The organism is Streptomyces sp. NPDC054794, from assembly GCF_053611585.1.
Map to the genome: position 1 here is coordinate 69,005 of NZ_JBSHAQ010000004.1, position 23,775 is coordinate 92,779.

The 23,775-nt window shown below is 72.0% G+C and carries 20 protein-coding genes and 1 pseudogene; 15 read left to right on the forward strand and 6 right to left on the reverse strand.

The genetic code is table 11. The features are described from left to right. Positions 1-45 precede the first annotated feature (45 nt). The 4 genes from ACWGKT_RS05335 to ACWGKT_RS05350 all read left to right on the forward strand — a co-directional run bounded on the left by ACWGKT_RS05335 (position 46) and on the right by ACWGKT_RS05350 (position 5,497). Positions 46-891, forward strand: coding sequence for a chitosanase (locus tag ACWGKT_RS05335; RefSeq protein WP_453272543.1), 846 nt, complete (start codon positions 46-48; stop codon positions 889-891). Positions 892-1,552: 661 nt separating this feature from the next. Next, on the forward strand, positions 1,553-1,753 hold the full coding sequence (locus ACWGKT_RS05340; RefSeq protein ID WP_235453360.1) for a DUF6229 family protein: 201 nt from the start codon (positions 1,553-1,555) through the stop codon (positions 1,751-1,753). 182 nt (positions 1,754-1,935) lie between these two features. Further along, positions 1,936-4,824, forward strand: a complete 2,889-nt coding sequence (locus tag ACWGKT_RS05345; RefSeq protein WP_453272544.1) for a type 2 lanthipeptide synthetase LanM family protein — start codon at positions 1,936-1,938, stop codon at positions 4,822-4,824. Positions 4,825-4,948: 124 nt separating this feature from the next. Further along, positions 4,949-5,497, forward strand: coding sequence for an MmyB family transcriptional regulator (locus tag ACWGKT_RS05350; RefSeq protein WP_453272714.1), 549 nt, complete (start codon positions 4,949-4,951; stop codon positions 5,495-5,497). Here the strand turns inward: ACWGKT_RS05350 and ACWGKT_RS05355 are convergent. Next, positions 5,391-5,918 (reverse strand): annotated as a pseudogene (locus tag ACWGKT_RS05355) (aldehyde dehydrogenase family protein); the annotation flags it as partial. The gene ACWGKT_RS05350 and the pseudogene ACWGKT_RS05355 sit on opposite strands and share 107 nt — an antisense overlap. A 179-nt stretch (positions 5,919-6,097) precedes the next feature. Between ACWGKT_RS05355 and ACWGKT_RS05360 the strand changes: the two are divergent. The 3 genes from ACWGKT_RS05360 to ACWGKT_RS05370 all read left to right on the forward strand — a co-directional run bounded on the left by ACWGKT_RS05360 (position 6,098) and on the right by ACWGKT_RS05370 (position 9,155). Next, complete coding sequence (locus tag ACWGKT_RS05360; RefSeq protein WP_453272545.1) at positions 6,098-7,369, forward strand: MFS transporter; 1,272 nt, start codon at positions 6,098-6,100, stop codon at positions 7,367-7,369. A gap of 75 nt (positions 7,370-7,444) precedes the next feature. After that, on the forward strand, positions 7,445-8,140 hold the full coding sequence (locus tag ACWGKT_RS05365; protein ID WP_356141165.1) for an ArsR/SmtB family transcription factor: 696 nt from the start codon (positions 7,445-7,447) through the stop codon (positions 8,138-8,140). Positions 8,141-8,330: 190 nt separating this feature from the next. Further along, complete coding sequence (locus ACWGKT_RS05370) at positions 8,331-9,155, forward strand: lipase family protein (RefSeq protein WP_453272546.1); 825 nt, start codon at positions 8,331-8,333, stop codon at positions 9,153-9,155. Positions 9,156-9,348: 193 nt separating this feature from the next. Here ACWGKT_RS05370 and ACWGKT_RS05375 read toward each other — a convergent pair whose 3' ends face one another. The 3 genes from ACWGKT_RS05375 to ACWGKT_RS05385 all read right to left on the reverse strand — a co-directional run bounded on the left by ACWGKT_RS05375 (position 9,349) and on the right by ACWGKT_RS05385 (position 12,154). Next, positions 9,349-10,860 carry a hypothetical protein gene (locus tag ACWGKT_RS05375; protein ID WP_453272547.1) on the reverse strand — a complete coding sequence of 504 codons (1,512 nt, stop codon included), beginning with the start codon at positions 10,858-10,860 and terminating at the stop codon, positions 9,349-9,351. Positions 10,861-10,988: 128 nt separating this feature from the next. After that, positions 10,989-11,732: a hypothetical protein gene (locus ACWGKT_RS05380; RefSeq protein ID WP_453272548.1), complete on the reverse strand. Its 744-nt coding sequence runs from the start codon at positions 11,730-11,732 to the stop codon at positions 10,989-10,991. 14 nt (positions 11,733-11,746) lie between these two features. Beyond that, positions 11,747-12,154 carry a hypothetical protein gene (locus ACWGKT_RS05385; protein WP_453272549.1) on the reverse strand — a complete coding sequence of 136 codons (408 nt, stop codon included), beginning with the start codon at positions 12,152-12,154 and terminating at the stop codon, positions 11,747-11,749. Positions 12,155-12,228: 74 nt separating this feature from the next. On the opposite strand from ACWGKT_RS05385, the gene ACWGKT_RS05390 reads away from it, so the two are divergent. After that, the gene (locus ACWGKT_RS05390) at positions 12,229-12,768 is read left to right on the forward strand and encodes a GNAT family N-acetyltransferase (protein WP_453272550.1); all 540 of its coding nucleotides are present in this window, start codon (positions 12,229-12,231) and stop codon (positions 12,766-12,768) included. A 92-nt stretch (positions 12,769-12,860) separates the two neighbouring features. Here the strand turns inward: ACWGKT_RS05390 and ACWGKT_RS05395 are convergent, their stop codons facing one another. Beyond that, a complete protein-coding gene (locus ACWGKT_RS05395; protein WP_453272551.1) occupies positions 12,861-13,700 on the reverse strand; it encodes an SDR family oxidoreductase in 840 nt (279 codons plus the stop codon). A 127-nt stretch (positions 13,701-13,827) separates the two neighbouring features. Here ACWGKT_RS05395 and ACWGKT_RS05400 point away from each other — a divergent pair, with 127 nt between their 5' ends. From ACWGKT_RS05400 to ACWGKT_RS05410, 3 genes are all read left to right on the forward strand, one after another. After that, on the forward strand, positions 13,828-14,259 hold the full coding sequence (locus ACWGKT_RS05400; protein ID WP_453272552.1) for a MarR family winged helix-turn-helix transcriptional regulator: 432 nt from the start codon (positions 13,828-13,830) through the stop codon (positions 14,257-14,259). A 115-nt stretch (positions 14,260-14,374) separates the two neighbouring features. Beyond that, entirely contained in the window at positions 14,375-15,232 is an 858-nt protein-coding gene (locus ACWGKT_RS05405) for a DMT family transporter (RefSeq protein WP_453272553.1), read from the forward strand. A 100-nt stretch (positions 15,233-15,332) separates the two neighbouring features. Continuing rightward, positions 15,333-16,565, forward strand: a complete 1,233-nt coding sequence (locus tag ACWGKT_RS05410; RefSeq protein WP_453272554.1) for an FAD-dependent oxidoreductase — start codon at positions 15,333-15,335, stop codon at positions 16,563-16,565. A gap of 24 nt (positions 16,566-16,589) precedes the next feature. Here ACWGKT_RS05410 and ACWGKT_RS05415 read toward each other — a convergent pair whose 3' ends face one another. Further along, the gene (locus ACWGKT_RS05415) at positions 16,590-17,396 is read right to left on the reverse strand and encodes a hypothetical protein (RefSeq protein WP_453272555.1); all 807 of its coding nucleotides are present in this window, start codon (positions 17,394-17,396) and stop codon (positions 16,590-16,592) included. A 306-nt stretch (positions 17,397-17,702) separates the two neighbouring features. Between ACWGKT_RS05415 and ACWGKT_RS05420 the strand changes: the two genes are divergently transcribed. The 4 genes from ACWGKT_RS05420 to ACWGKT_RS05435 all read left to right on the forward strand — a co-directional run bounded on the left by ACWGKT_RS05420 (position 17,703) and on the right by ACWGKT_RS05435 (position 23,775). Further along, positions 17,703-18,575: a Crp/Fnr family transcriptional regulator gene (locus ACWGKT_RS05420; protein ID WP_356141144.1), complete on the forward strand. Its 873-nt coding sequence runs from the start codon at positions 17,703-17,705 to the stop codon at positions 18,573-18,575. Positions 18,576-18,805: 230 nt separating this feature from the next. Next, positions 18,806-20,488 carry a hypothetical protein gene (locus ACWGKT_RS05425; RefSeq protein WP_453272556.1) on the forward strand — a complete coding sequence of 561 codons (1,683 nt, stop codon included), beginning with the start codon at positions 18,806-18,808 and terminating at the stop codon, positions 20,486-20,488. Then, positions 20,485-21,060 (forward strand): hypothetical protein, encoded by a 576-nt coding sequence (locus ACWGKT_RS05430; protein WP_453272557.1) that lies wholly within the window; start codon positions 20,485-20,487, stop codon positions 21,058-21,060. The genes ACWGKT_RS05425 and ACWGKT_RS05430 overlap by 4 nt, the downstream gene beginning before the upstream one ends. A gap of 66 nt (positions 21,061-21,126) precedes the next feature. After that, complete coding sequence (locus tag ACWGKT_RS05435) at positions 21,127-23,775, forward strand: dynamin family protein (protein ID WP_453272558.1); 2,649 nt, start codon at positions 21,127-21,129, stop codon at positions 23,773-23,775.

Below are 23,775 nucleotides of genomic sequence, written 5' to 3' on the forward strand. Positions count from 1 at the left end.
AAGGTCCCGCCAACTTCCCACCCCCCACCCCCCGTTGGAGTTCCTGTGGTGCACCTCGACCATGACGCAGCGTTCCCCTCCGCCGTCTCCCGCCGGTCCTTCGTCGCCCTGACCGGCGCCCTGGCCCTCGGCACGTTCCTGTCCGCGCCGCATGCCACGGCGCTGCCCGCCGCGGCCGCGGCCTCCGGCCTCGACGACCCGGCCAAGAAGGAGATCGCCATGAAGCTGGTGTCGAGCGCGGAGAACTCCTCGCTCGACTGGAAGGCCCAGTACAAGTACATCGAGGACATCGGCGACGGCCGCGGCTACACCGCCGGCATCATCGGCTTCTGTTCCGGCACCGGCGACATGCTCGACCTCGTCGAGCTCTACACCGACCGCAAGCCCGGAAACGTGCTCGCCAAGTACCTGCCGGCCCTGCGCCGGGTCAACGGCTCGGACTCGCACGACGGGCTCGACCCGAACTTCCCCAAGGACTGGCGCAAGGCGGCACAGGACTCGGCGTTCCAGCGGGCGCAGAACGACGAGCGCGACCGCGTCTACTTCAACCCCGCGGTACGCCAGGGCAAGGCCGACGGGCTGCGCGCGCTCGGCCAGTTCGCCTACTACGACGCCATCGTCATGCACGGCGACGGGGGCGACTCCACGAGCTTCAGCAACATCCGCAAGCGGGCGCTGCGCCAGGCGAAGCCGCCGGCGCAGGGAGGCGACGAGACGACGTACCTCAATGCCTTCCTCGACGCCAGGGTGTGGGCCATGAAGCAGGAGGAGGCCCACAGCGACACCAGCCGGGTCGACACCGCACAGCGAGTCTTCCTGCGCAAGGGCAACTTCGACCTGAACCCGCCGCTGGACTGGAAGGTGTACGGGGACAGCTACCACATCGGCTGACCCCCGAGACGCGCCCTGTCGGCCGCCGTTTTGGTCTCGGAGCGGCGGCCGTCCTGCGCGACGGGCGCGATCGGCTCCGCCTGTCGCGTCGCGGCGATCGTGCTCGGTTCTGGGCATGTTGAGATCCGAGGGCGGCCTGTTCGACGTGTCCGCGGCCGTCCGTTCCGTGCGGCCGCAGGGTGCGTCCGACGAGAAAGTGCCTGGCCGCCAGGCCCTCCGTGGAGTGCGGGTCGAGGACGCACAGCGGCCGTCCGAGGTGCTCGGTCTCCCGTTTGCCCGCGAGAACGTCGGGGCGCGCTCGTTCGACCGCTCCCGGCCGACCGTCCTGTCCGGAAGCGGGCGGTCCACTCCGCGCCCAACTGTTCGAAAAGCATCGGTTCCCTCGCCCGTGGCTTCGACCAGCACCGCACTCCCGCCGATCGCCGTGCCCGGCAACCGTGTTTGCAGGCCAGGCGGTTGCGGCTCCGCGTACGTGAACGAACACCGCTCCGCGCACCCCGTCACGGCCCGGCCGCACCGTCGTCCCGTACGTCCCAGGCATGGCGGGACGCCACACCGACACCAGTGGATTGTGTCCGGATTACTCGTCTGACTGGTGTTCGACTCCGGTGATACTCAGGGCTGGGCAATCCGTCCCAATTCCCACGTCCGGAGGCCGCTGATGCCCCAGACCAGTGTTCACACCGCCGCCGTGCTCGACGCCTGGCTGTCGGGTGCCGAGAGCGCGTACGGCCAGATCAACCCCGCCGGGCCGCTCTACGTCGGTGGCGCCGCCGCAGAGGCCGCGCTGACCGACCCGAGCGACTCCCTGTACGGCTTCTGTTCCAGCCCGAGCGGGTCGCGCGGCAGCTGGTGTTGCTGATCGACGGCGGCACCTTCAGGGGCCTGTGAGGGCCTTGGTGTGAAGTGAGTTCGAAGAACGGAGCGTGGGGGACCGCGCGTACTGCCGGGCGCCGATGTGCCCGGGCTGGTCGCGTGGTTCCCCGCGTCGTTTCCGGGCGCCTCGGCAGGCGCGGACGAGCGGCGGAATGGGGAGGGCGGACGGTGAGCGCAGCGGCGCCGGCAGGGCCGAAGGGGTCACAGGAGCCGAGGGGGTCGGAGCGGCGGGGCGAGGCGGAGTGGTTCGCCGGGCCCGTACGAAGCATCGCCCGCCCGTGGCGGGAGGAACTGGCCCGGCGACTGGCCGCCGTGGACGCGTTGAGCCCGGCGGAACGGGACGTGGTGCTTGAGGCCGGGCACACCAGCCTCCTCAAGTCCCTGCACGCCAAGCTGTCCCGCCTGTACCTGATCGAACTGCACGCCCTGCGCATGGCGTTGGGCGGCGGGACGCCCGGCGAGAGCGAGCGCGAGGCCGCGGGCGCGGGAGGCGGGTCCGACACCGAGACCTGGGCCGCGTTCATCAAGGAGGCCGGGCAGGAGGGCCACCTCGAGCGGCTGGCCGGCCGGTACCCGACCGCCGGCTCCCGGGTCGCCTCGGTGGCGCGTCTGTCGGTGGCCGCCACGGCCGGATTCGCCGAGCGGCTCGCCACGGACCGCGACCTGCTGCGGCCCCTGCTGCAGTCGCCCGCGGGGGAGTTGCGGGCGGTCGAGTTCGGGGAGGGCGACACCCACCGGGGCGGCCTGACGGTCAGCCGGGTCGAATTCGCCGGCGGCAGCGTCATGTACAAGCCCCGGCCGTCCGAGGCCGACGTGGCGCTCGGCGCGCTCCTGGACGAACTGTTCGCGGACTTCCCCGGCGCGCCGGCACCGGACGAGCGCATCCGGCTGCCGCGGACACTGGTACGGGAGGGCTACGGCTGGGCCGAGTTCGTCCGCCACCGCTACTGCACGGGCGACGCCGAACTCGCCGCTTTCTACCGCAACGTGGGCCACTGGCTGGCGGTCCTCCGCTTCACCGGCGGCACCGACATGCACGCCGAGAACATGATCGCCGCGGGCCCGGTCCCGGTCATCGTGGACGCCGAGACGCTCTTCGACGCGCCCGCGCCCTTCCCGCCCAGCGGACAGGGCGACGCCGTGGACGTGGCCGCGGCGGCCATCCGCCGCACGGTGCTGCGGACCGGCCTGCTGCCCGTACGCGGCACCGGTTTCGCGCTCGGCGGGGTGGACATCTCCGGAGTCGGGGCGCTGCCCGGACAGCAACCGCTGATCCCGAACCCGGTGATCGCGGACGGCGGCACCGCGGCGGCCCGCTTCGAGGTGGACCTGGTGGCCATGCCCAGCGCGGGCAACCACCCCAGCCCCACCCCGGTGCTGAGCGCGTACTGGGACCGGATCCTGGCCGGGTTCCGCGAGATGACCGCGCACCTGCGCAGGCCCGGGACCGACCCGCACCGGCTGCTGCGCCGATTCGAAGGGGCCCAGGCACGACGGATCCTGCGGCCGACACAGGCGTACGTCGACATCGGCCGCATGCTGTGGCACCCGGCGTCGCTGCACGACGAGGCGGCGGCGGTCGAGCGGGCCCGGGACATCCTGCGGCGCAACGCCGAGGTGCTGCCCGGCGCGCCGACGGACCGCGCGGCCATCGACGGCGAGATCGCGGACCTGCTCGTCGGCGACGTACCGATGTTCACCTTCACCGTCGACGCGGCCGCCGTCCGTGCCACGGTCGAGGACTGGCGCACCGCCGACCTGCCGCTGGAGGAGTCGGTGATCCAGGACGCGCTGGTGGGCGCCTATCTCAACGAGCGCACGCTGCCGCCGCGGGTGCAGGCCGCCGCGCACGAGCCGCACGCCCGCGACCGGGAGCGGCGCCGCCGCGACCTGGCGGCCCAGATGGTCCGGCGGCTGTGCGACGGCGCGGTGCGCGGCGCGGACGGCACGGCCACCTGGATCAGCCCCGTCTTCACCCCCGCGGGATGGTCCATCCGCGTCCTGCCCGCCGACCTCTACACCGGGCAGGGCGGAGTGGCGCTCACGCTCGCCGAGTACCTCACCGAGGTGCGGGCCGGCCGCGCGGACGAAGTACCGGGCGTGGCCGAGACGTTCGACGGAGCGCTACGGGTGCTGGTCGGCACCGAGGACCGGACGTCCACGCCGTCGCCCGGTGCGTTCAGCGGAGCCGCCTCCCAGGTGTGGACCTGGCTGGCGCTGCACCGGGTGCTCGGTGAGGACCGGCTGCTGGAGCGGGCCGCCGAGCGGGCGGTGCCGCTCGCGGAGGGCCGGCTGGTCGAGGACGACATCGAGGTGGACCTCCTCAACGGGGCGGCCGGCGGTGTCGTACCCCTGCTCAACCTGGCCGCGGCGACCGGGCAGGACCGCTGGCTCGCGGCCGCCGCGCACATCGGCCACCGCCTGACCGGGCAGGCCACGCTCGACGCGAGCGGCGCCCGCTGGACGACCCGCCTCAACCCCGAGGGCATCGGCGGCTTCGCCCACGGCGCCACCGGCATCGGCTGGGCCCTGACGCGGCTGGCCCTCAGCGACGCGGGTACGGCGGCCGAGCGGCGCGGCTGGCACGCCCTGGGGGAACGCGCCTTCGCCTACCAGGAGTCCCTCTACCAGCCCGAGCAGGGCAACTGGCTCGACGTCCGCGTCGGCGCCGAGGAGGACTTCTTCACCAGCTGGTGCCACGGCAGCGCGGGCGTCGGCATCGGCATGCTCGACCTGCACCGGCGCACGGGCGACCCCGCCCACCTCGACATGGCGCACCGCGCCGCGCGCGCCTGCGCCACCGAGGGCTTCGGCTGGAGCCACACGCTGTGCCACGGCGACCTCGGCCTCTGGGAGTTCCTCACGTCCCTGGGCTTGTCAGACCCCTTCGACCTGGACGGCGAACTCCTCACCGGCCTCGAACAGCGCGGCCCCGTCGGCGGCCTGGCCCGCGAGGCGTTCTCACCGAGCCTCATGTCCGGCCTCGCGGGAGTCCTCCACACCCTCCTCCGCATGCATCCGGAGGCCGCCCTGCCCAATCCCCTTCTCCTCGACTGACAGAGCACCCGAGGGTGCTGCGGGGCGGCGCGACGCCGCCCCGCCAGCCCGCAGCGGGTGGGTCCGGGCCTGCACCTGATGCTGCAGACCCTCAACCACGTGCCCGCGCCGGCGCACCGACGTCCTGGCCCCCAACCGGCTCGCCCGCGAGGTCCTCACCGACTTCGACGCCCTGCCCGCGCCGCACCGCAACCTGGCCCGCTACTACCTCCTGCACCCCGAGGCCCGCGCACGGGTCGGCGACTGGGAGCGGATCGCCGCCGAAACCGTCGCCATCCTCCGCCTCGAAGCCGGCCGCTACCCGAACGACCGGCTGCTCGCCGACCTCGTCGGTGAACTCACCCTGCGGTCACCCGAGTTCACCACCTGGTGGAACGACCACCGCGTGCTGCGCCGCACCCACGGCACGAAGCTCTACCACCACCCGCTCGTGGGCGATCTGTCCTTCTCCTACGAATCCTTCCAGGTGCCCGGCGACGTCGACCAGTCTGCGTCTACGACGTCGAGCCCGGCTCGCCCACCGCCCAGGCCCTTCGGCTCCTGTCCAACTGGACGGCCCTGCAGCGTCAGAACGGGTAGCGCGGACGCTGCGTCGCGAGGGTCACCCAGCGGGTGTTGGAGAAAGCCTCGATGCCCCAGCGGCCGCCGAACCTGCCGTAGCCGGACGCCTTGACGCCGCCGAACGGGGCCTGGGGTTCGTCGGCGAGGGACTGGTCGTTGACATGGACGATGCCGGTACGGACGCGCCGGGCGACCGCCAGGCCATGAGTGCCGTTCTCGGTGAGAATGCCGCAGGTCAGACCGTTGTCGGTGTCATTGGCCAGCGCGACGGCCGCGTCGTCGTCCGTGAAGGTCTCCAGCACGCACAGCGGACCGAAGGACTCGGTGTGGAACAGGTCGGCGTCCTTGGGGACCCGGGTGAGGACGGTGGCCGGGTGCACGGCGCCGTCCGGGGCGCCGCCGCCGGCCAGGACCCTCGCGCCCTTGGCCACGGCGTCCTCGACCAGTGCGGCGACCCGCCGCGCGGCATGTGTGCTGACCAGCGGTCCCACCACCGTGTCGGGCCGGGTGGGGTCCCCGGCCGCGCATGCTGCGCCGACGGCCGCGGTCGCGTCAAGGGCCTGCGGAGCGCCTTTTCCTGGGCGGCCCGGCCATTGCCGGTGAAGGCGTGAGGGCCTGTGGTCGCCGCGCTCGGCATCACCTACGATATTCCACGGATTTATGGATGAACGAGTTCCGTTCGTCAGGGAAGACCAGGAGGACCAGGAGGACCATGAGCGACCTGAAGATTCCGTCCGCCGACACGCTCGCCGCCGACCCGGCGGCCGCCCAGCGCCGCATCCTGAAAGTCCTGGTCGCCTCCCAGATCCTCAGCGGTGCCGGCCTGGCCGCCGGCATCACCGTGGGCGCCCTCCTGGCCCAGGACATGCTCGGCACCACCGGCCTGGCCGGACTGCCCAGCGCCCTGTTCACCGCGGGCAGCGCGCTGACGGCGATATGCGTCGGCCGCATATCGCAGTCCCGCGGCCGCCGCCCCGGCCTGGCCGTCGGCTACCTCACCGGCGCCCTCGGCAGCCTCGGCGTCATCACCGCCGCCGTCATCGACAGCTCCGCCCTGCTCTTCGTCGCCCTGTTCGTCTACGGCGCGGGATCGGCCACCAACCTCCAGGCCCGCTACGCGGGAGCCGACCTCGCCGCCCCCACCCACCGCGCCCGCGCCGTCTCCACCGTGCTGGTCGCCACCACCCTCGGCGGAGTCGTCGGCCCCAACCTCGCGGCCCCCACCGGCGACCTGGCCGCCATGTTCGGCATCCCCCGGCTGGCCGGCCCCTTCCTCCTCTCGGGCGCCGCCTACGCCGCCGCGGCCCTGGTCCTCGCCTTCTGTCTGCGCCCCGATCCGCTCCTGCTCGCCCGCGTCGTCGACGAGAAGAGCGACCGCGTCGCGGCGCACGCGACCGGGGCCGCGGCGGCCGGGGACGGCGCGCCGGCGAAGCCGCGGGGCGGGGTGGTGCTCGGGGCGCTGGTCATGGTCCTCACCCAACTCGTCATGGTCGCCATCATGACCATGACGCCGATCCACATGCACGACCACGGTCACGGCACCGCCGCCTCCGGCCTGGTCATCGCCGTCCACGTCGGCTCGATGTACCTGCCCTCGCCCCTCACCGGCCGCCTCGTCGACCGCTGCGGCCGCATCGCCGTCGCCGCCACCTCCGGGATCACCCTGTTCGCCGCGGGACTGGTCGCTGCCCTCGCCCCGGACGACTCGGTCGGCCTGCTCGCCCTCGCGCTGGCGCTGCTGGGCCTCGGCTGGAACCTCGGTCTTGTCTCGGGTACCGCGATCATCACCGACACCGTGCCGCTGGCCACTCGAGCCAAGACCCAGGGGATGGTCGACGTCTCCATCGCCATCGCCGGCGCCACCGGCGGCCTGGCCTCGGGCGTCGTCGTCGACCTGGCGGGCTACCCCGTCCTCGCGCTGACCGGCGGCATCCTCGCGCTGGCCGTCCTGCCGGCCGTCACCGCCACGGCCCACGGCCGATGAGCGCGCCGGACCTTCGCCGAGCCGGGCCACGACCGCGGTATCCGGCACGCCTCGGGTAACATATTCCATGGATTTATGGATGAAAGCGGCGTGGAGGACCTCATGGCGGACAAGGCCACGAAGGCGCAGTTGTACGACGCATTCGCGGCCAGCGGGAAGGCGCTGGCCAGCGGAAAGCGCCTGGAACTGCTCGACCTGCTCGCCCAGGGCGAGCGCACCGTGGACGCGCTCGCCAAGGCGGCCGGGTTGAACCTGACGACCGCCTCCGCGCACCTGCAGATCCTCAAGCAGGCCGGCTTCGTCACCACCCGCCGTGAGGGGGTGCGCATTCACTACCGGCTCGCCGGCGACGACGTCGCCCAACTGTTCGCCCTCCTCCGCAGGGTCGCCGACCGTCACCAGGCGGCTGTCCCCGCCGCGCGGGACGCCTACCTCGGCGACGACGGCGGCCGCGAGGTCACCCGCGAGGAACTCCACGCCCGGGTGACGGCCGGGCAGGCCGTGATGCTGGACGTGCGCCCGGCGGAGGAGTATCTCGCCGGCCACATCCCCGGTGCCCTCTCCATCCCCGTCGAGGAGTTGACCGACCGCATCGGCGAACTTCCCGTGGACGTCGAGGTCGTCGTCTACTGCCGCGGCGAGTTCTGCGTTCTCGCCTACGACGCCGTACGGCTGCTGACCGAGAACGGCCGGCGCGCCATCCGCCTCAACGACGGCATGCTGGAGTGGCGTCTGGCGGACCTGCCCGTGGCCGCCGGAACGACGGACTGACGGGCCTTCCGTCGCGGCGAGGGGTGGACCCGGCGTTCGGCGTGGCGGGCGCGTTCGGCGTCGCAACCGACTCGTTCAGGTGATCGTCCGCGGTGCGTCGGCGTGCTGTCCGCGAGCGTTCTGATCACTGCGAACAATGGGGCGCCCTGATTCGAGCCGCCCGTCGGCACGCCTACGGAGAGGGCCTGTCATGGCCGTACCGACCTCGTTCGACCATCACTCGACCGGTTACAGCCTGCAGCGGGCCTACTGGCTCGCGCAGGCCTGCGACCTCGCCTACAAGTCCCGCGACGTCATCGAGGACCGCGCCCGCGTCTGGGGATTCGACCAGGTCCGCCATCACGGGACCCGGTTCAGGCCGCCCTTCCCGCTGGAGGACACCCAGGCTTACACCCTGGCCGGCGACCACATGATCCTCACCGCGTTCCGCGGCACCGAGCCGGCCCAGATCAAGGACTGGCTCTCCGACGCCACCACCCCGCCCCGGCCCGGTCCCGCGGGCACCGGCTGGGTCCACTACGGCTTCGCCGAAGCGCTGGAGTCGATCTTCCCCCAGGTCAAGGACACCCTGGCCGAGCTGCGCACCAACGGCCAGAAGGTGTACTTCACCGGACACAGCCTCGGCGGCGCCCTGGCGATGCTGGCCGGCGCCCGGATGTACCTGGAGGAGCCACGGCTGGCCGCCGACGGCGTCTACACCTACGGCCAACCCCGAACCTGTGACCGGGAGTTGGCCAAGGCCTACAACAAGGGTTTCGGCGGCCGCATGTACCGGTTCGTCAACAACAACGACATCGTGCCCCAGCTCCCACCGGAGCCCGCCTTCACCCACGTTCAGGCCCTGCGCTACATCGACTCCCACGGCCGGTTGCACGACTCCATGCCCCCGCTCGGCCGGCTCATGGACCGGGCCCAGGGAATGACCGCCGACACCTTCGCCCCCGCCGCGGACGGCATCCGCGACCACTTCATGCACAACTACATCGCCGTACTGGAGAAGAACCTCTCCGACTGATCCACGAACACCACCGGAGCCCGACTCCCGGGCCGGGCGGCAGCGCCCCCATCGGGCTCGGCGAATTCGAGGGGGCCGCTGCCGCAGCCTCACGGGCAGTCGGTGACGTTGCCGGCGAGGGCGATGGTGTCGCCGCCGTGGAGAACGGTGGTCCGGCACGCCAAGTCGGGCTGTGGGTCTGCCCTTTGCCGGGTCAGGGCATGAGTCGCGACATCGTGGCGAGCGGCAGGGACGGGTTGGCTGCTGCTGCCTGGGCCACCTGCCAGTCGTCGTCGGTCAGGAGGTCGACGACGGTCCGGGAAGGCAGGGCCGGATGGCCGGCGGCCGTGCGCCGGGCCCGTTCGTCCGACAGGCAGGCGAGGAGTGACAGCGGCGTCGCGTTGTCGTGCTGGGCCACCTCGCGAAGCACCTTGGGTACGGGCGGTTCGTGCCGGGTCAGTTCTTCCAGCAGCGCCGGCGACGCCTCCGGGTTGGCCGCCACCTTGGCGATCACCCGGACGCCATGTCGTTCCACCATGTCGCGCAGTCGGGCGTCGGAGAGACCCGGATGCGGCGCGACGGATTTGACGACCTTCGCGTCGAGGTCGGCGGCCAGCGCGTCGCGGATCTCCGGCGGCAGATCACGCCGTTGGGCCAGCAGCATCCGCATCGCCGGCTCCGGAGACTTCGCCAACTCCTCGACCTCGGCGGGGGTGGCGGTGGCGATCCGGGGGAGAAGAGTGGAGGGCATCTTGTCAATGCCGGCCAGGGTGGTGAGCACGTCGAGCGGCACTCGCGGGTTGAACGCGAGCCTGCGTCGTACGTCGGGGTCGCGGTCCGTGGCCAGCACGCGCATCAGCGCCTCGTCGATCGCCGGGTTCTCGGCGAGTTCGCCCCGGACACCGGGGACGGGATCGCGCGCCAGCCGTTCGCCGATCCGCGGCGGCAGGTCCGGGCGGGCGGCGAGCGCCCAACGCAGTTGCAGAGAGGGATGGTCGGCGAAGCCGATGACCGCCTCGGTGGGCGTGGCCGGGTTGCCCAGTGCACTGGCGTGCATCTGGTGCCGGACGTACTCGTGGGAGCCGTCGCACGAGGCACCCGGCGGCAGATCGCAGTCGGGTTCCGGGCAGTTCGGATCGTGGACGAAAGGCGTTGTCTTTCGGTCGCATACGAGGCAACTCCGCGCCGGAGCCGACCCCTCACCGGTGAGCAGCATCGCCAGCACGGTCGGCGGCGTGGCCTCGTTGGCCGCCACCGCGCTGCGGACGTCGGCGTGCGGGTGCCGTGCGAGCCGGACCGCCATCTCCGAAGTCGTCCACAGCGCGAGCTCGCTGACGACCCGTATGTCCGGGTCGGCGGCGAGGGTCTCCACCACGTCGGAAGGCAGGCCGGGGCAGGCAGCCAGCCTCTCCCGGTGGTCCACGACCGGATCCTCGGCAAGCACGCGAGCCCACTTTGCACGGCCGGCGTTCCCGTCGAGCAGGGCGAGCGCGGCACGCGGCTGCCGGACCGGATCGATGTCGGCGACGGTCAACTTGCCCTCGTAGGCCAGGCCCACCGCCGCCTCCGCGACCCGCCCCGCCAACGCGACCGCCTGCGTGTGACCGAGGTCCTCGCGGTCGGCAAGGGTCCGGGCGAGTTCCTCGTCCGCGATGTCGATCAGCCGGTCGACCAGTTCGGACGGCAGGGCGGGATTGCCGGCGAGTCCGTACAGCAGATGGTTCACAGGCCCATCCTGTCGGACCGCGATCGAACGGCTCCTGGATTTTCGACGGTGGCGGTCGCTCGGAAGCGGACGGACAGCCGACGAAGCTCCCTCACAGCCCGAAACCTCTTGCCGCCAGCCCGCATTCGCTACACCTCGCGGTCGCCCTGCCAGGTGAGGTACGTCAACGCGGCCAGTCCGCCGTTCGCCAGGCCTTTGTAGGTCACCTTCCGGGCGGGGCCGAGTTCGTGCGCGAGCCGCCTCGCCAGGTCTTTCCCCTCGCGGAACAGCCGCTCCCACTCGGGTTCGTGCCGGTCGTCCTGCCTGTCCCGGATGTACAGGTTCAGTGTGGTGTCGATCGCCGTCGCCCATGCGTACAGGTCGGCGACGAGGCCGTCGGACAGGTGCAGGGCGGCCGCGGGATCGTCGGGGGCGAAGTTCCCGAATTTCTCGGCGCGCAGCGGCCAGGACCCGAATTCGCCTTCGACGACGATGTCCAGGGGATGCGGTGGTGTGCCGTGACTGTCGCGTTCCCAGTGCAGGCGATCGCAGCCCCAGCACACCCACTTGGCCGACCTGTGGCGCTCGTCCCAGTGGCGCACCGCCCACGCAGGCCCGAGGTGGCGGGCCAACATCTGTGCGACGGCCAGGCCTTGCTTCACGTGCTTGCGCAGGTGTGGGCGGGAGGGGAAACCCTCCGCCGGGCGGGACGACGACCACGCGTTCAACGCGTCGGCCAGATCCTTCGGCAGGCCGAACCGGGAGTCGTCCAACGGGACGTTGAGGGTGAACACGTCGAGGTCACCGGATCCGCCGCCCTCGTACGGCTCGTACAAGGGCGACGGCTCGCTCCGGGCCCGCACCAGCAGCAGGCGGGGTTCTTCGAAGGACACGTCGGGGTCCGCCCTCACAGACGACCGTGCTCGGGAACGAGCGTCTCGCACCCGTCGCACAGCACAAGATGGATCCGTCTGCTCTCCCGCAGTGAACCAGCCACGCCACATCGTTCACAGGTGACCTTGCTGCGGTCGACGAAGACCTGGATGACGGCGTGGAAGCGGTCGGACTCGGCGTCCGTCCAGTCGACGCCGTGCTTCCACGGTCGCGGGGACGCCTGGAAGGCCAGGGACGCGAACTTCTGCTTCGCCGCATGGAGTTCGTAGTCGGGGAATTCCGCGACCACCGCCTGGTGGCACTCCAGCAGGAGTTGCCGCCAGCCGGGTCCCACGTCGAAGTCGTACGCCGGATCCCGGTGCCGCAAGTGGTGCCTGACCGGCTCCAGCATGTCGCCCGGAGCCGGAGAATGCGCAGACATCCGTCCCCTTCCCGCAGTTACGATGCCCGATGCTACGGGTCGGGGCTCGCACGACCACCTGTTAGCGTGCGTGGATGGAAGATCTGGGACCCGTGACGTGGCCGCCGGAGCCGGTCAGGACCAAGAGGCTCGTGCTGCGTGAGCCCGAGACCCGGGACCGTGAGGCGTTCATCGAGCTGTACGCCTCAGCGGAGGTGCACACCTACCTCGGCGGCCCCCGACCACGTGACGAGCTTGAGCAGGAGATGCCTGAGGTGCCCGGGCGGCGGCCCGGGAGTTTCGTCGTCGATCTCGACGGGGCGATGATCGGCCAGATCCTGCTCAGGAGAGCAACCGGGCACAGTCACCCGGCTGCCGAGGGGAAGGCCGATCTCGGCTACCTGTTCCTGCCGCGGGCGTGGGGATTCGGGTACGCCGCCGAGGCGTGCGCGGCGGCACTAGGCTGGCTCGCCGGCGTCCTTCCCGGCGAGCCGGTGGTGCTCACCACCCAGACCGCCAACCTCGGCTCCATGCGCCTCGCCGCGAAGCTGGGGTTCACCGAGGTGGAGCGGTTCGAGGCCTGGGGCGCCGAGCAGTGGCTCGGCATGCGGTCCCCGGTCACGCCGTCCGATTGAGTTAGTGACGGGACCGCCGGGGAGCACCGGCCCATCCATGCGCGCGAGCGGCCTGCAACCGCGAACTGCCCGCGCGCAGGCCCGGCCTCACCTCAGCCGAGGTACGCACCCGTGAGCGCGAGGACGGCCGAGCCGTCGTTGTCGGCGAGCTTGGTGGCCGTGAAGGTGCGCGACCAGTCGGAGGTCTGGAGCCGGAACGCGGGACGCTCGGCGGTGAGTGCCTCAAGAACGGTGACCGCGGCCTGTTCGGGGGTCTGCGCGGCGTTGGCGAACTGCCCCTGGGTGCGGGTGACGTAGGCGCGCAGCGGCTTCGCGTAGTCGCCCGCGGCGGCGATCACCTCGGCCGGGTCGAGGCCGATGTTGTTGACGAACTCGGTGGCCACAGCCCCGGGTTCGACGACGGAGACGGTTACTCCGAGGGTGCCGACCACGGGGGCGAGGCTCTCCATGAAGCCCTCGACCGCGAACTTGGCCGCGCAGTACGCCTCGTTGAAGGGCTGGCCGACGACTCCGCCGACCGAGGTGACGGTGATCAGCCGGCCGCCGGCGGCGCGCAGGTGCGGCAGCGCGGCCTTGGTGGTCTGTACGACGCCGAAGAAGTTGACCTCCATCACGCGGCGTACGTCCTCGACGGTCTCGTTCTCGATCGTGCCGACGTGGCCGGCGCCGGCGTTGTTGACGAGGGCGTCGAGTCGGCCGTAGTCGGCGACGACGCCTTCCACCGCGGCGGTCACCGAGTCCGGGTCGGTGACGTCGAGCCGGCGGATGTCGAGCGTGACCCCGGCGCGCTTCGCGGCGTCCCGGAGCGCGCCCGCCCGGTCCGGGTCGCGCAGGGTGGCGACGGTGGTCCATCCGGCGCGGGCCGCTCCGACGGCGGCTTCCAGGCCGATGCCGGAGGAGGTGCCGGTGATCAGGACGACTTTGGAGGACATGGCTGCGCCTTTCTGGGGCGTACGGAGGGGGCACAGGGTGCTCAGAAAGCTCGTAGAGAATACTTATGGAGTACCACCATTATTGTCAACCGTGGTGGTCGGTGACTGGTTGGCCTAGGCTTCGGGCATGAACGCCCCGGACCAGCTCACCGCCGAGGTGATCGCCCTCTTCGCGAAGATCACCGCCCTGTACAGCCGCGAGTACGAGACGGCCTCGGCCCATCACGGCCTCACTCCGCAGCAGGTCAAGGTGCTGCTCACGCTGGACGAAGCGCTCCCCATGCGGCGCATCGCGGAGCGACTGGGTGCCGACCCCTCCAACTTCACGGGGATGGTGGACCGGCTCCAGAGCCGCGGCCTGGTCGAGCGCGTGCCGGACCCCACCGACCGACGGATCAAGCGCATCGCCGCCACCGAGGCCGGCAAGGCGGCCGCACAGGACCTGCGCGACCGCCTCCGGTTCGCGACCGACCCGCTGGTCGCCCTCGACGGCGCCCAGCGGCGGGACCTGCGGGACCTGCTCCAGCTGATGGTCGACTCCCAGCGCCCGGGCGGCTGACCGGCGGCTGAGCGGCAACTGAGGGCGTCCGATCCCGAGGCGCGGGTCCGCGACACCCGCCACCGGTGCCGGTGCGTACCGGGAAGTTGCGCGGGGGTGCGGGCATGGTGGACATGTGATCGTGCTTGCCGTCGTCAGCGCCGTCGTGGGCGCCGCCAGCAATGCCGTGGGGACGGCGTTCCAGCGCAAGGCCGCCTCCTCGGTGTCCCGGGGCGGCGGCCTTCGTCTGCTGGCCGCGCTCGTCCGGCGTCCCGCCTGGATGGTCGGCATCGCCGGCGTCACGGGCGCCGCCCTGTTCCAGGCCCTGGCCCTGGTGAACGGGCCCATGGCGCTGGTCCAGCCGCTGTTCATCCTGGAGCTGCCGTTCGCCCTGCTGATCGCGGTTCCGCTGATGCGTCGCAGGTTGCCCGCCGCGGGCTGGTGGGCGGTCGCGGCGGTGGTCACCGGGCTCGCCGTGGTTCTCGCCGCCGCGGCGCCGGAGGGCACCCGGAACCAGGCGGGCATGGACCGCTGGGTGCCAGTCCTGGCGCTGGTGCTGGGCGCGATGGCCGTGGCCGTCGTCCTCGCCCGCCCGTCGCGCTCTTTGCTGTTCCGCGCGGCCGCGCTCGCCACGGCCGCCGCGCTCGGAAACGCCCTGACCGCCGCGCTGATGAAGTCGGCCACGGGGAGACTCGCCCAGGCCGGTCTGCCCGCGTTCCTCACCAGCTGGCAGACCTACGGCTTCGCGCTCGTCGGCGTCAGCGCGCTCCTGCTGCTGGAGAACTCGCTCCAGGCCGGTTCCCTGGCCGCCTCTCAGCCCGCCCTGACCATCGGTGACGCGACGATGAGCCTCGCGCTGGGCGTGGCCCTGTTCGACGAGCGGATTCGCACGGGCTGGTGGCTGGTGCCGGAGCTGGCCGGCGCCTTCCTGATCCTGTGGGGCGTCGTCCGGCTGACCCGCGTGGTGCCCCGCCTCGTCGAACTCGCGCATTAGGGGCAGTGCGGCGGGCGCGCCGCCTTGTTTCTCCGGAGAGCGCGAAGAGTAAGGTATTCATCGACTGATGAATTACTGCTCTCCGAAGGGTGGGGCCGTGATGGAGCGGACAACGTGTTGTGTGGTCGGGGGTGGCCCCGCAGGCATCGTGCTCGCCCTGCTGCTGGCCCGGGCCGGCGTCGATGTGACGGTGCTGGAGAAGCACGGCGACTTCCTGCGCGACTTCCGCGGCGACACCGTGCACCCCTCGACGCTGGCGCTGCTGGACGACCTCGGACTTGCCGAGCGCTTCGCCCGGTTGCCGCAACGCCGGGTGCGGACCGTCCAGTTGCCCGTCGGGCCCGGCCGGTCGCAGGTCACGGTCGGGGACCTGTCGGTGCTGCGCGGACCGTACAACTACGTGGCGATGGTGCCCCAGTGGGACCTGCTGGACCTCCTCGCGGACGAGGCCCGGCGCGAACCGACCTTCCACCTGCGGATGAACACCGAGGCGATCTCCTTCCTCATGGAGGGCGGAAGGGTGAGCGGGGTGCGCTACCGAACCTCCGACGGCGAGGTCGGTGAACTGCGCGCCGTCCTCACCGTCGCCTGCGACGGCCGCGGCTCGCTGGCCCGCTCGCGGCAGGAACTGGGACTGCACAGCTTCGGCTGCCCGATGGACGCATGGTGGTTCCGGCTGCCCCGGCGCGACGGCGACCCGAGCGGACTCGTCGGCGGGGCCGGCGACCGCTTCCTGACTGCGATGATCGACCGCGGGGACTACTGGCAGTGCGCCGCGCTCATCCCCAAGGGTGCGGACCGCGAGCGCCGCGCCGCCGGTCTCGACCGGTTCCTGGCCGACTACGGCGCCGCCGTCCCCTGGATCGCGGACCGTACGCACCAACTGCAGTCGTGGGACGAGGTGAAGCTCCTCGACGTACGCCTGGACCGGCTGCGCCGCTGGCACCGCCCCGGACTGCTGTGCATCGGTGACGCCGCCCACGCGATGTCCCCGGTCTTCGGCATCGGCATCAACCTCGCCGTCGAGGACGCCGTGGCCGCCGCCCGCCACCTCATCGAACCGCTGCGGCGCGGGAGCGTGGGGCTGCGCGATGTGCGGGGTGTGCAGCGCCGTCGCCTTCCCACCACGGTTCTCACGCAGACGCTCCAACGGGCCGCCCACGCCCGGTTCATCGCGCCCGTCCTGCGGGGGCAGCCGCCGCTCGGCAATGTGGACAGGGCCCGGCGCGTGGCAGGCCTGCTGGCGGGGTCACGGTGGGTACGACGTCTGCCCGCCTACTTCATCGGGTACGGCGCACGGCGCGAACGCCCGCCGCACGCGGCCGTGCGCTAGCGGATCCCGCACGGGCGCGGCCGGTCAGAAGCTCGGTACGTGGGTCAGGAGGCCCGCGAGGCGCTCGGCCGGTTCGAACAGGGGGCACAGGCGGGCGTATTCGGCTGTCGGGCCGGTCGCCGGAGTCAGCCGACGGGCGGGGGCGATGACCGTCTGCAGGGCCAGACCGCGGCCCGCGATGGCGTGGTGGAGGCTCCACAGTACGGGAATCGTGATGTTGACCGGCTCGCGCCCGCAGGAGACGAGGGCGACGGCGCCCCGCAGATGCTCGGTGGCCGCCACCGCCTCGACGAGTTCCGTGAACGGGGCGGTGAGGTCGTCGAGCAGCGTCGTGCGGGCGATGCCCGGCACGTGCGCACGCGGGACGAGGTCGCACTTGGTGAACGCGAGGACCAACGGGGTGAGTTGACGGCCGCGCTCGGTGAGGGCCTGCCGCAGGCAGTCCGCCGCCCGCCGCAGTTCGGCGCGGTACGCCGTGTCGTCGAGGAGCCGGGGCGCCTCGGCGAAGAGCACGAAGCCGTCCGCCGTGAGGGCGCGGCGACGCAGTCGGCGTCCGGTCGGCCCGCTCAGCTCCCGGTACTCGTGCCAGCGCAGCGGAAGGACCGCGCGCCCGCGGTAGTGGAGCGCGAACTCGAACACACTGCGCTCCCCGGGGTGTTGGGGGCGGCGGCCCGCCAGCACGTCCTCGGCCGCGGCGGTCAGCGTGTCATGGTCGGCCGAGGCCCGGGCGCGCAGGCCGAATCCCTTGATGCCGTCCCGCATCGCCGCGTACATGAGCGAGACATAGGTGGTCTTGCCGACCCCGCTGTGGCCCAGCATGACGAAGTCCATCGGCCTCCTTCGGACAAGGGGAGAGCGGCGCGGGCGGGGGAGCGCGGGAGAGGGAGGGCAGGTGCGGGGCGGGCGGCGGCGATGCGCGCGGCCACGCTGCCATGGTGCCGGGATCGCCCCGGTGAGAAACGGTCAAGTGACGGGATGCGGCCCTGGTGAAGGGCGGCGGGGGCGATACGGAAATCGCCCACATGTGCTATCTCGTCCGTCTGATACTCGGACAGGCTATTTATGCGCTAAGTTCCTCGCATCCCTGCATCGCCCGCCTGCCGCGTCGCGGGCGGTGGGGGACGAGGGGGGACGTCCGTGCATGTTCAATCCAGCGGCAGGGTCCGCGCGGCCACCGGGGGGCGGTGGCCGCAGGGCACGCTCATGGTCAATCTGGCGGCTGACGACCGGGAGGCGTTACTGAGTCTGGGGCGCACCGTTCGGTACGAGACGGGTGACGTCCTGATCCGGGAGGGGAGTAGCGACACGACCGTACTCCTTCTCCTCGACGGCTGTGTGAAGGTCGTCGGTGTCGCCGAGGACGGCGGCATCACCCTGCTCGCCTTACGGGTGCGCGGGGAACTCGTCGGGGAGGTGTCGGCGCTCGACGGCCAGCCACGGTCGGCCACGGTGATCGCCGCCCGCCCCACCGTCACCCGCGCGATCACCGGCGCCTTGTTCCGTGACTTCCTACGGGACCGTCGCGGCGCCGCCGACGTCGTACAGCGGTCCGTCCTGGGCAAGTTGCGGGGTGCCACCCGCTATCGCATCGACGGAAGCAGCGGTACGGCCGCCGTCCGGCTGGCCCGGGCGCTCGACAACCTGGTCCGCAGCTACGCCCGTGCCGTGCCGGAAGGGCTGCGGATCGACGTACCGCTCAGCCATTCGGACCTGGCGGCCCTGGCCAGTGTGTCCGAGGCGAGTGTCCAGCGCGCCCTGCGCAGCCTGCGGGCCGCGGGAGCCGTGACGACCAAATACCGCATGGTCGTGATTCGCGACGCGGACATCCTGCGTGCCATCGCCGGACAGAGCGGCTGGCCGGCCGCCGACGGCCCCGATGTGACCGCCGCTCCGCGTCAGCCCAGGCCGCCCCGGCCGAAACGGGCCACACCGACGTCGCCGTCCGCCGCGGAACCCGTGCGCGTCGAGTCCGGAGTGAGCGAGGGCGACCCGCTGTCCGAGGCGGGCTGAACCCACCGGGCGACAGCCTGAAGTTGTTTCGGCGCATTGCTGTGAATGCGTCACCTGACCACATCTGGCCGTGCCACCCCACTGACAGTGGACCGGTGACAACCGGCCACTCAGGGGGGTGCGGTGTGAGACGTCCCGCATGGTTTCGGTTCCGGTCGAAGGAGAGCACGTCGGCGAGTCCCGCACTCCCGGGCCCGACGTTCCGTCAGCCGCAGAACCTGGCAAAGGAGTTGGAGGAACTCTCGGTCCACCCGAGGCTCGTCCCGTACAGCAGGGCACTGGCGGAACTGGCGACATCGGTACGGCAGGGCACGGGCCTGGAAGTGTGGGCCGGTGGCAGCCTGGTCGCGGCCTACGGCGGGCCCGACGCCGTCGCTCCCGGCGACGGGGGACGCAACGGGGGCCGGTTCGGGTTGCTGCCCACGGGCCTGGTCTTCGTCCCCCTGATCATCACCTGGGCGGGGCTGGGGGCGGCCGCCTGGGCGAACCAGCGGATGAGCGAGCGGCCCGGCGACGCCAAGGGCACCTTCCTGACACTGTGGCAACAGGGCTTCGACGGCCATCTGTGGTCCGTTCTGCGCTTCGACATGATGGCGCTGTGGACCGTGCTCACCCTGCTCGCGCTGGCCACCACGACGATGCTGCGCCACCGTTGGGAACAGCGGGACGAGGACGAACGCCTCGCCCTGTCCCGACGGTTGTCGAACGCCCTGGCCCAGACCGAGGCACTTGCCGCGCGCGCCGCCATCGCCGCGCCCCGCGAGTTCACCGAAGTACTCCAGCGGTCGGCCGAACAACTGCGTGACCTCATCCAGCGGGTCTCCGGCCTGCAGGAGAACGCCCGTACCGTCGTCGGCCAGGCCGACGGGGCCACCGACCGGGCCACGACCGCGCTGACCACGCTCAACTCGGCACTCGCCGCCCTGCGCGCCGGTGCCTCCGAGGTGCGGACGGCCGTCCAGGGCGCGACCACCGCCGCGGGGGTGGTGGCCCGCAGTGCCCAGGAGATGAAGGAGGGTCTCGCCGGTTCCGTGACCGGTCTGCGGGACGCGGTCGCCGATGCCGGCCGCGTGGCCGCCGAACAGATCGGCGCCGCGGGGGAGTCGGTCGCCGCCCGGTTCGACGCGATCGCCTCGGCCGCGGACCAGCGCGAGGCGGCGATCACCCAGCACGCGGCCGCCTCGCTGGAGCAGGTGGGCGCCGAGGCGCGGGGCGTCCTGGAGAAGACGCGGGCGTCCATGGCCGAGTCGTCGCAGATGCTGACGTCCTCGGTGCGCGACCTGGACGGGACCATGGCGGGCCTGCCCTCCGCCCTGGAGACATCGGCTGCCGAGGGCGCCGACCGCATCGGCACGGTGTACGACATGGCCGTCACCGCCCTCGCCTCCTCGCTGCGCCGCGAGGTACTCGCGGTCTCCGCCGAACTGTCCAACCGCATCACTCAATTGCACGTCGTGGTTTCCGCCCAGGAAGCCGTGCAGCACCAGGTGCGCAAGGACCAGGACCAGGCCGAGGATCATCTGCGGTCCACCCTCACGGAGTTCGAGGAACTGCTGCGCCGGGTCACCGCAATCCTCCGGGAGGCGGTTCCCGCCGAGCCGGCCGACGACCCGGGATCGGCGCATACGTCCGGACACCCGCAGCACGCCCGCGCGCGAACCGCACCGGCCGCACCCACGACCCACACCGAGGTGGGCGAACCTACCGAGGACGGAGAACACCGGGCGGGCGACGACCACTTCGTGGGCGGCGACCACCCCGAGGACGCGGTACACCCCGAAGACGCGGTGCCCTCCGAGGACGTGGCCCATCACGAGGTCGGGGGACACCCCGACGACGATCAGAGCCGGGCGCCGCACCCGCCCACGGCCGCGTCCGCTCCCGCCGACGAGACCAGGGAGCCGATCCGGTGAGCAACCGGTCCAGGCGCGGCGCGGCGCCCTACTTCGCGGGATGGCTCTTCGCCGATCTGTTACTGGTGATCGTCCTGGTGGTCCTCGGCAGCCAGGTCACCCAAGCGGGCGGGGCCGACCAGGGGAAGGAGACGAAGAGCCCGACGCCCACGGCGGGGGAGAGCGGGCGCCCCGAGCCCACCGACTCCGGGAGGCCGACGTCCTCGCCCCGGCCCGCCGGACTCGACCCCACGACACAGTCGATCAGCGTCCGGGCGGACGCGGACGAGGTGATCGCCCAAGACGCGGACGCGACCGCCTCCGTGCGGCATCAGGTCGACCGGAAGATCACCCGGTTCGACGGGCGGACGGCCGCGTTCGTCATGGTCTTCGGCACGGTCCGCGGACCGGGCGGCGGCATGGACATCGGGCGCAGCGACGCCTACGCCACGGCGGTGGCCAAGCTGCTGCCCAAGTCCGCGCCCGCGTTCTTCCCGCCGTACTCCAAAAAGATCATCCGCGGCTATCACGACGGCAGTCCCGCCATCAAGAACGGGACGGCCCGGATCGAACTGTTCTTCCTGCAGCGGTGACCGACCCCGCTGACTCCCCTCGCACAGCGAAGTACCCCGACGCAGCCCAACGGAGCGTGGACCGACGTGACCGCCTTCAAGAAGAACCCGACACTGACCGACCTGCGTGACTTCACCGAACAGACCCTGACCATGTTCAGCGGGCTCGACATCCCCGACATTCCGGAGGCGTACGCCTCGCGCGACCGTGCCCAGGCGCTCGCCGCCGAGCTCCAGTCGCGGCTGGCCGCACCCGTCACCATCGGTGTGGTCGGCGAGTACTCGGTGGGCAAGTCCCTGCTCCTCGGCACCCTGCTGGGCAAGCCCGACCTGCTGCCCGTGGAGGCCGGCCCGAGCACCGGCAACATCACCGTCCTCGAACTGTCGCGCGGCGAACCGGGCAGCTCGACCCGGAAGTCCGACACCGCGGAAGTCACCTTCCTCACCGAGAGCCAACTCGCCCAGTGCGTGGGCGTGATGCTGGAGGAACTCGTCCGCGCGCTGGACGAGCGGCACCCGCAGCTCGGCGCGGCCGCTGCGCTGGCCGGGTACAACCCCGTGACGGACGAGCGGGGTTGGGGGCCTTTCGACGCCTGGTACCCGCGCCTGTGGCCGTCCCCGGGCGGACCCGTGCAGCACGAGGCCATCGGCGCCCTCTACCGGGACGCCGTCACCGAACTGTGCCGGATCCGGGACGCGGCCCTCAGCCAGCGCGACCTGCTCGGCAAACCGGTCGGCGTGGCCACGGCCGTGATGGACGAGGCACTGACCCTCGAAGCCGCCCAGCGCACCCCCGAGGTTCCGCCCAAGCGGGTGGTGCGGCCCTTCGACATGGCGCAGCTCAGGCATTCCGACGCGGGCGCCGCCCAGGAGGCCATGCGCCGTGCCTTCCCGCTCGTCGAGCGGGTCACCGTGCAGGTCACGGTGTCGCCCGACCACTGGGACCTGGCCGGACTGATCTCGGACGACACCCCCGTACGGCTGATGGACTTCCCGGGCATCAACGCCGCCGGGTCCTCCGGCCGTGACACCTTCCTCAGCCGGCGCGAGATGGTGTCCGTGCACACGATCCTGCTCGTGATCAGCGCCCTGCGCCCGGAATCCAAGGGGGCCTCGGCGTTCTGGGACATGCTCACCGCCGACGGCCGCGAGGCCCAGGCCCTGGCCAGCGCCGCCCTCGTCGCGGCGAACGCCTTCGACCTCGCCAAACCGCCCGCCCTGCGCGCCGTACCGGACGGACCGCTGCCCCTGCGGCAGTTGCTCGCCCACTCCGCGGAGATCAATGGCATCCACGTCTACGGCAACAAGTTCGTGCAGCACCGGGAGAACGGGATCGTCGTCACCTCCTCGATGGCCGCGATCCGCGCCTACCAACTGCCGTACACCAAGACGTCCGAGGAGACCAGGGACCGTATCCAGAAGGCTCTGCGGGACCTCGATCCCCCCGGAGTCAAGCGCTGGGAGGACATCGCCGGCCGGCTGCGGCAGGCCGACGAGGGCAACCCGTGGTCGGACCGGCTGCGCGCGTACGACAGCGACGGCGGCATCGAGCGGCTGCGCCGGCTGGTCGAGAGCCACGTGCGCGAGCACGGCCTCGACCAGAAGCTGGAACGAGCGCGCAGTTCGCACCGCAAGCTGTGGCGCGAACTGGCCGTGCTGCGGGGCCTGGTGCGCCGGGCGCGCGGCGAGGAGCCCCCGGAGGAGTACCGGGAACTGGCCGAGAAGCTGGGCGAGTTCCGCGAGCTGCTCGACCAGATGCTGCCCACGCTGTACGAACTGCGGTCCTCCGGCAACAGCGTGAACGGCGGGTACGACGGCGCATCGGCTGCGGACCTGGGCGGACGGCCGCCCCAGCGTGAGGACATAGCGGCATCCGTGCGCGACGACGTGTTCGACTGGCGGGAGTGGCAGGAGCTCCTGGGCCGTGCCGAGCGCGACGGTCACCATCTGGTGCCGCGCAGCCAGCCCCCCTCGCGCACGGGCATCAAGCCGATCGTCAGGCCGGGCCGCAGCCCGTCCGTGAACGAGGACCCCGACGCGGTCGAGGACACCGCGGACGTCACGGACGCGTTCCTGACGAAGTTCCGGACCCTGGTGGACCGGCGCATCACCGATGGGCAGGCGCAGCTCCGGGTCTGGTTCGAGGGCTGGGCGGCCCACTGGCAGGACGAGTTCGGACCGCTGCGCGAGTGGATGCTGGACCCGTCCGTCGACAAGCTGCTCGGCGACCTCTTCACCCGGCTGCGCGGCGGTGAACGCAAGGCCGACCGGCAGCTGGACCACCTCTGGACGGCGCTGAACCCGGCCGAAGTGCGCCCGCAGATCGAGGACCTGGTGGTGGCGCCCGGTCCGACGCCTCAGGAGCAGGAGAACCGGTTCCCGATGCGCGCCCCGCACGCGCTGCCCTGGGACCACCGGATGCCCAGGCTCGACGACCAGCGTTCCGAGGAGCGCGAACGGCACCCGATGCTCGTGGTGCAGCTGCGCCAGCACACGGCCGACGCGGCCGCCCGGCTCGTCACCGAGCACCTCGGCCAGGCCCTGGCCCGCGTGGAGCGGGACCTGGTCGGCCTGTACTCGAAAGCCGCCGACTTCCTGCCCCAGGAGAACGAGATCCGCCCGCCCCGCAAGCCCCGCTCCACCGGCACCGGTGCGACGGGGGATGCCCCCGAGACCCCCGAGACCCCCGCGGAAGAGCCTCTCGACACGCTGATCCGAGACTGGAGCGCCGACTGA

Bases quoted from the DNA above. Each gene is read 5' to 3' on its own strand.
- ACWGKT_RS05410 (WP_453272554.1), top strand. From the start codon at position 15,333: ATGGAGCGGACAACGTGTTGTGTGGTCGGGGGTGGCCCCGCAGGCATC.
- ACWGKT_RS05340 (WP_235453360.1), top strand. From the start codon at position 1,553: ATGCCCCAGACCAGTGTTCACACCGCCGCCGTGCTCGACGCCTGGCTG.
- ACWGKT_RS05360 (WP_453272545.1), top strand. From the start codon at position 6,098: ATGAGCGACCTGAAGATTCCGTCCGCCGACACGCTCGCCGCCGACCCG.
- ACWGKT_RS05415 (WP_453272555.1), bottom strand. From the start codon at position 17,396: ATGGACTTCGTCATGCTGGGCCACAGCGGGGTCGGCAAGACCACCTAT.
- ACWGKT_RS05385 (WP_453272549.1), bottom strand. From the start codon at position 12,154: ATGTCTGCGCATTCTCCGGCTCCGGGCGACATGCTGGAGCCGGTCAGG.
- ACWGKT_RS05370 (WP_453272546.1), top strand. From the start codon at position 8,331: ATGGCCGTACCGACCTCGTTCGACCATCACTCGACCGGTTACAGCCTG.
- ACWGKT_RS05390 (WP_453272550.1), top strand. From the start codon at position 12,229: ATGGAAGATCTGGGACCCGTGACGTGGCCGCCGGAGCCGGTCAGGACC.
- ACWGKT_RS05395 (WP_453272551.1), bottom strand. From the start codon at position 13,700: ATGTCCTCCAAAGTCGTCCTGATCACCGGCACCTCCTCCGGCATCGGC.
- ACWGKT_RS05400 (WP_453272552.1), top strand. From the start codon at position 13,828: ATGAACGCCCCGGACCAGCTCACCGCCGAGGTGATCGCCCTCTTCGCG.
- ACWGKT_RS05365 (WP_356141165.1), top strand. From the start codon at position 7,445: ATGGATGAAAGCGGCGTGGAGGACCTCATGGCGGACAAGGCCACGAAG.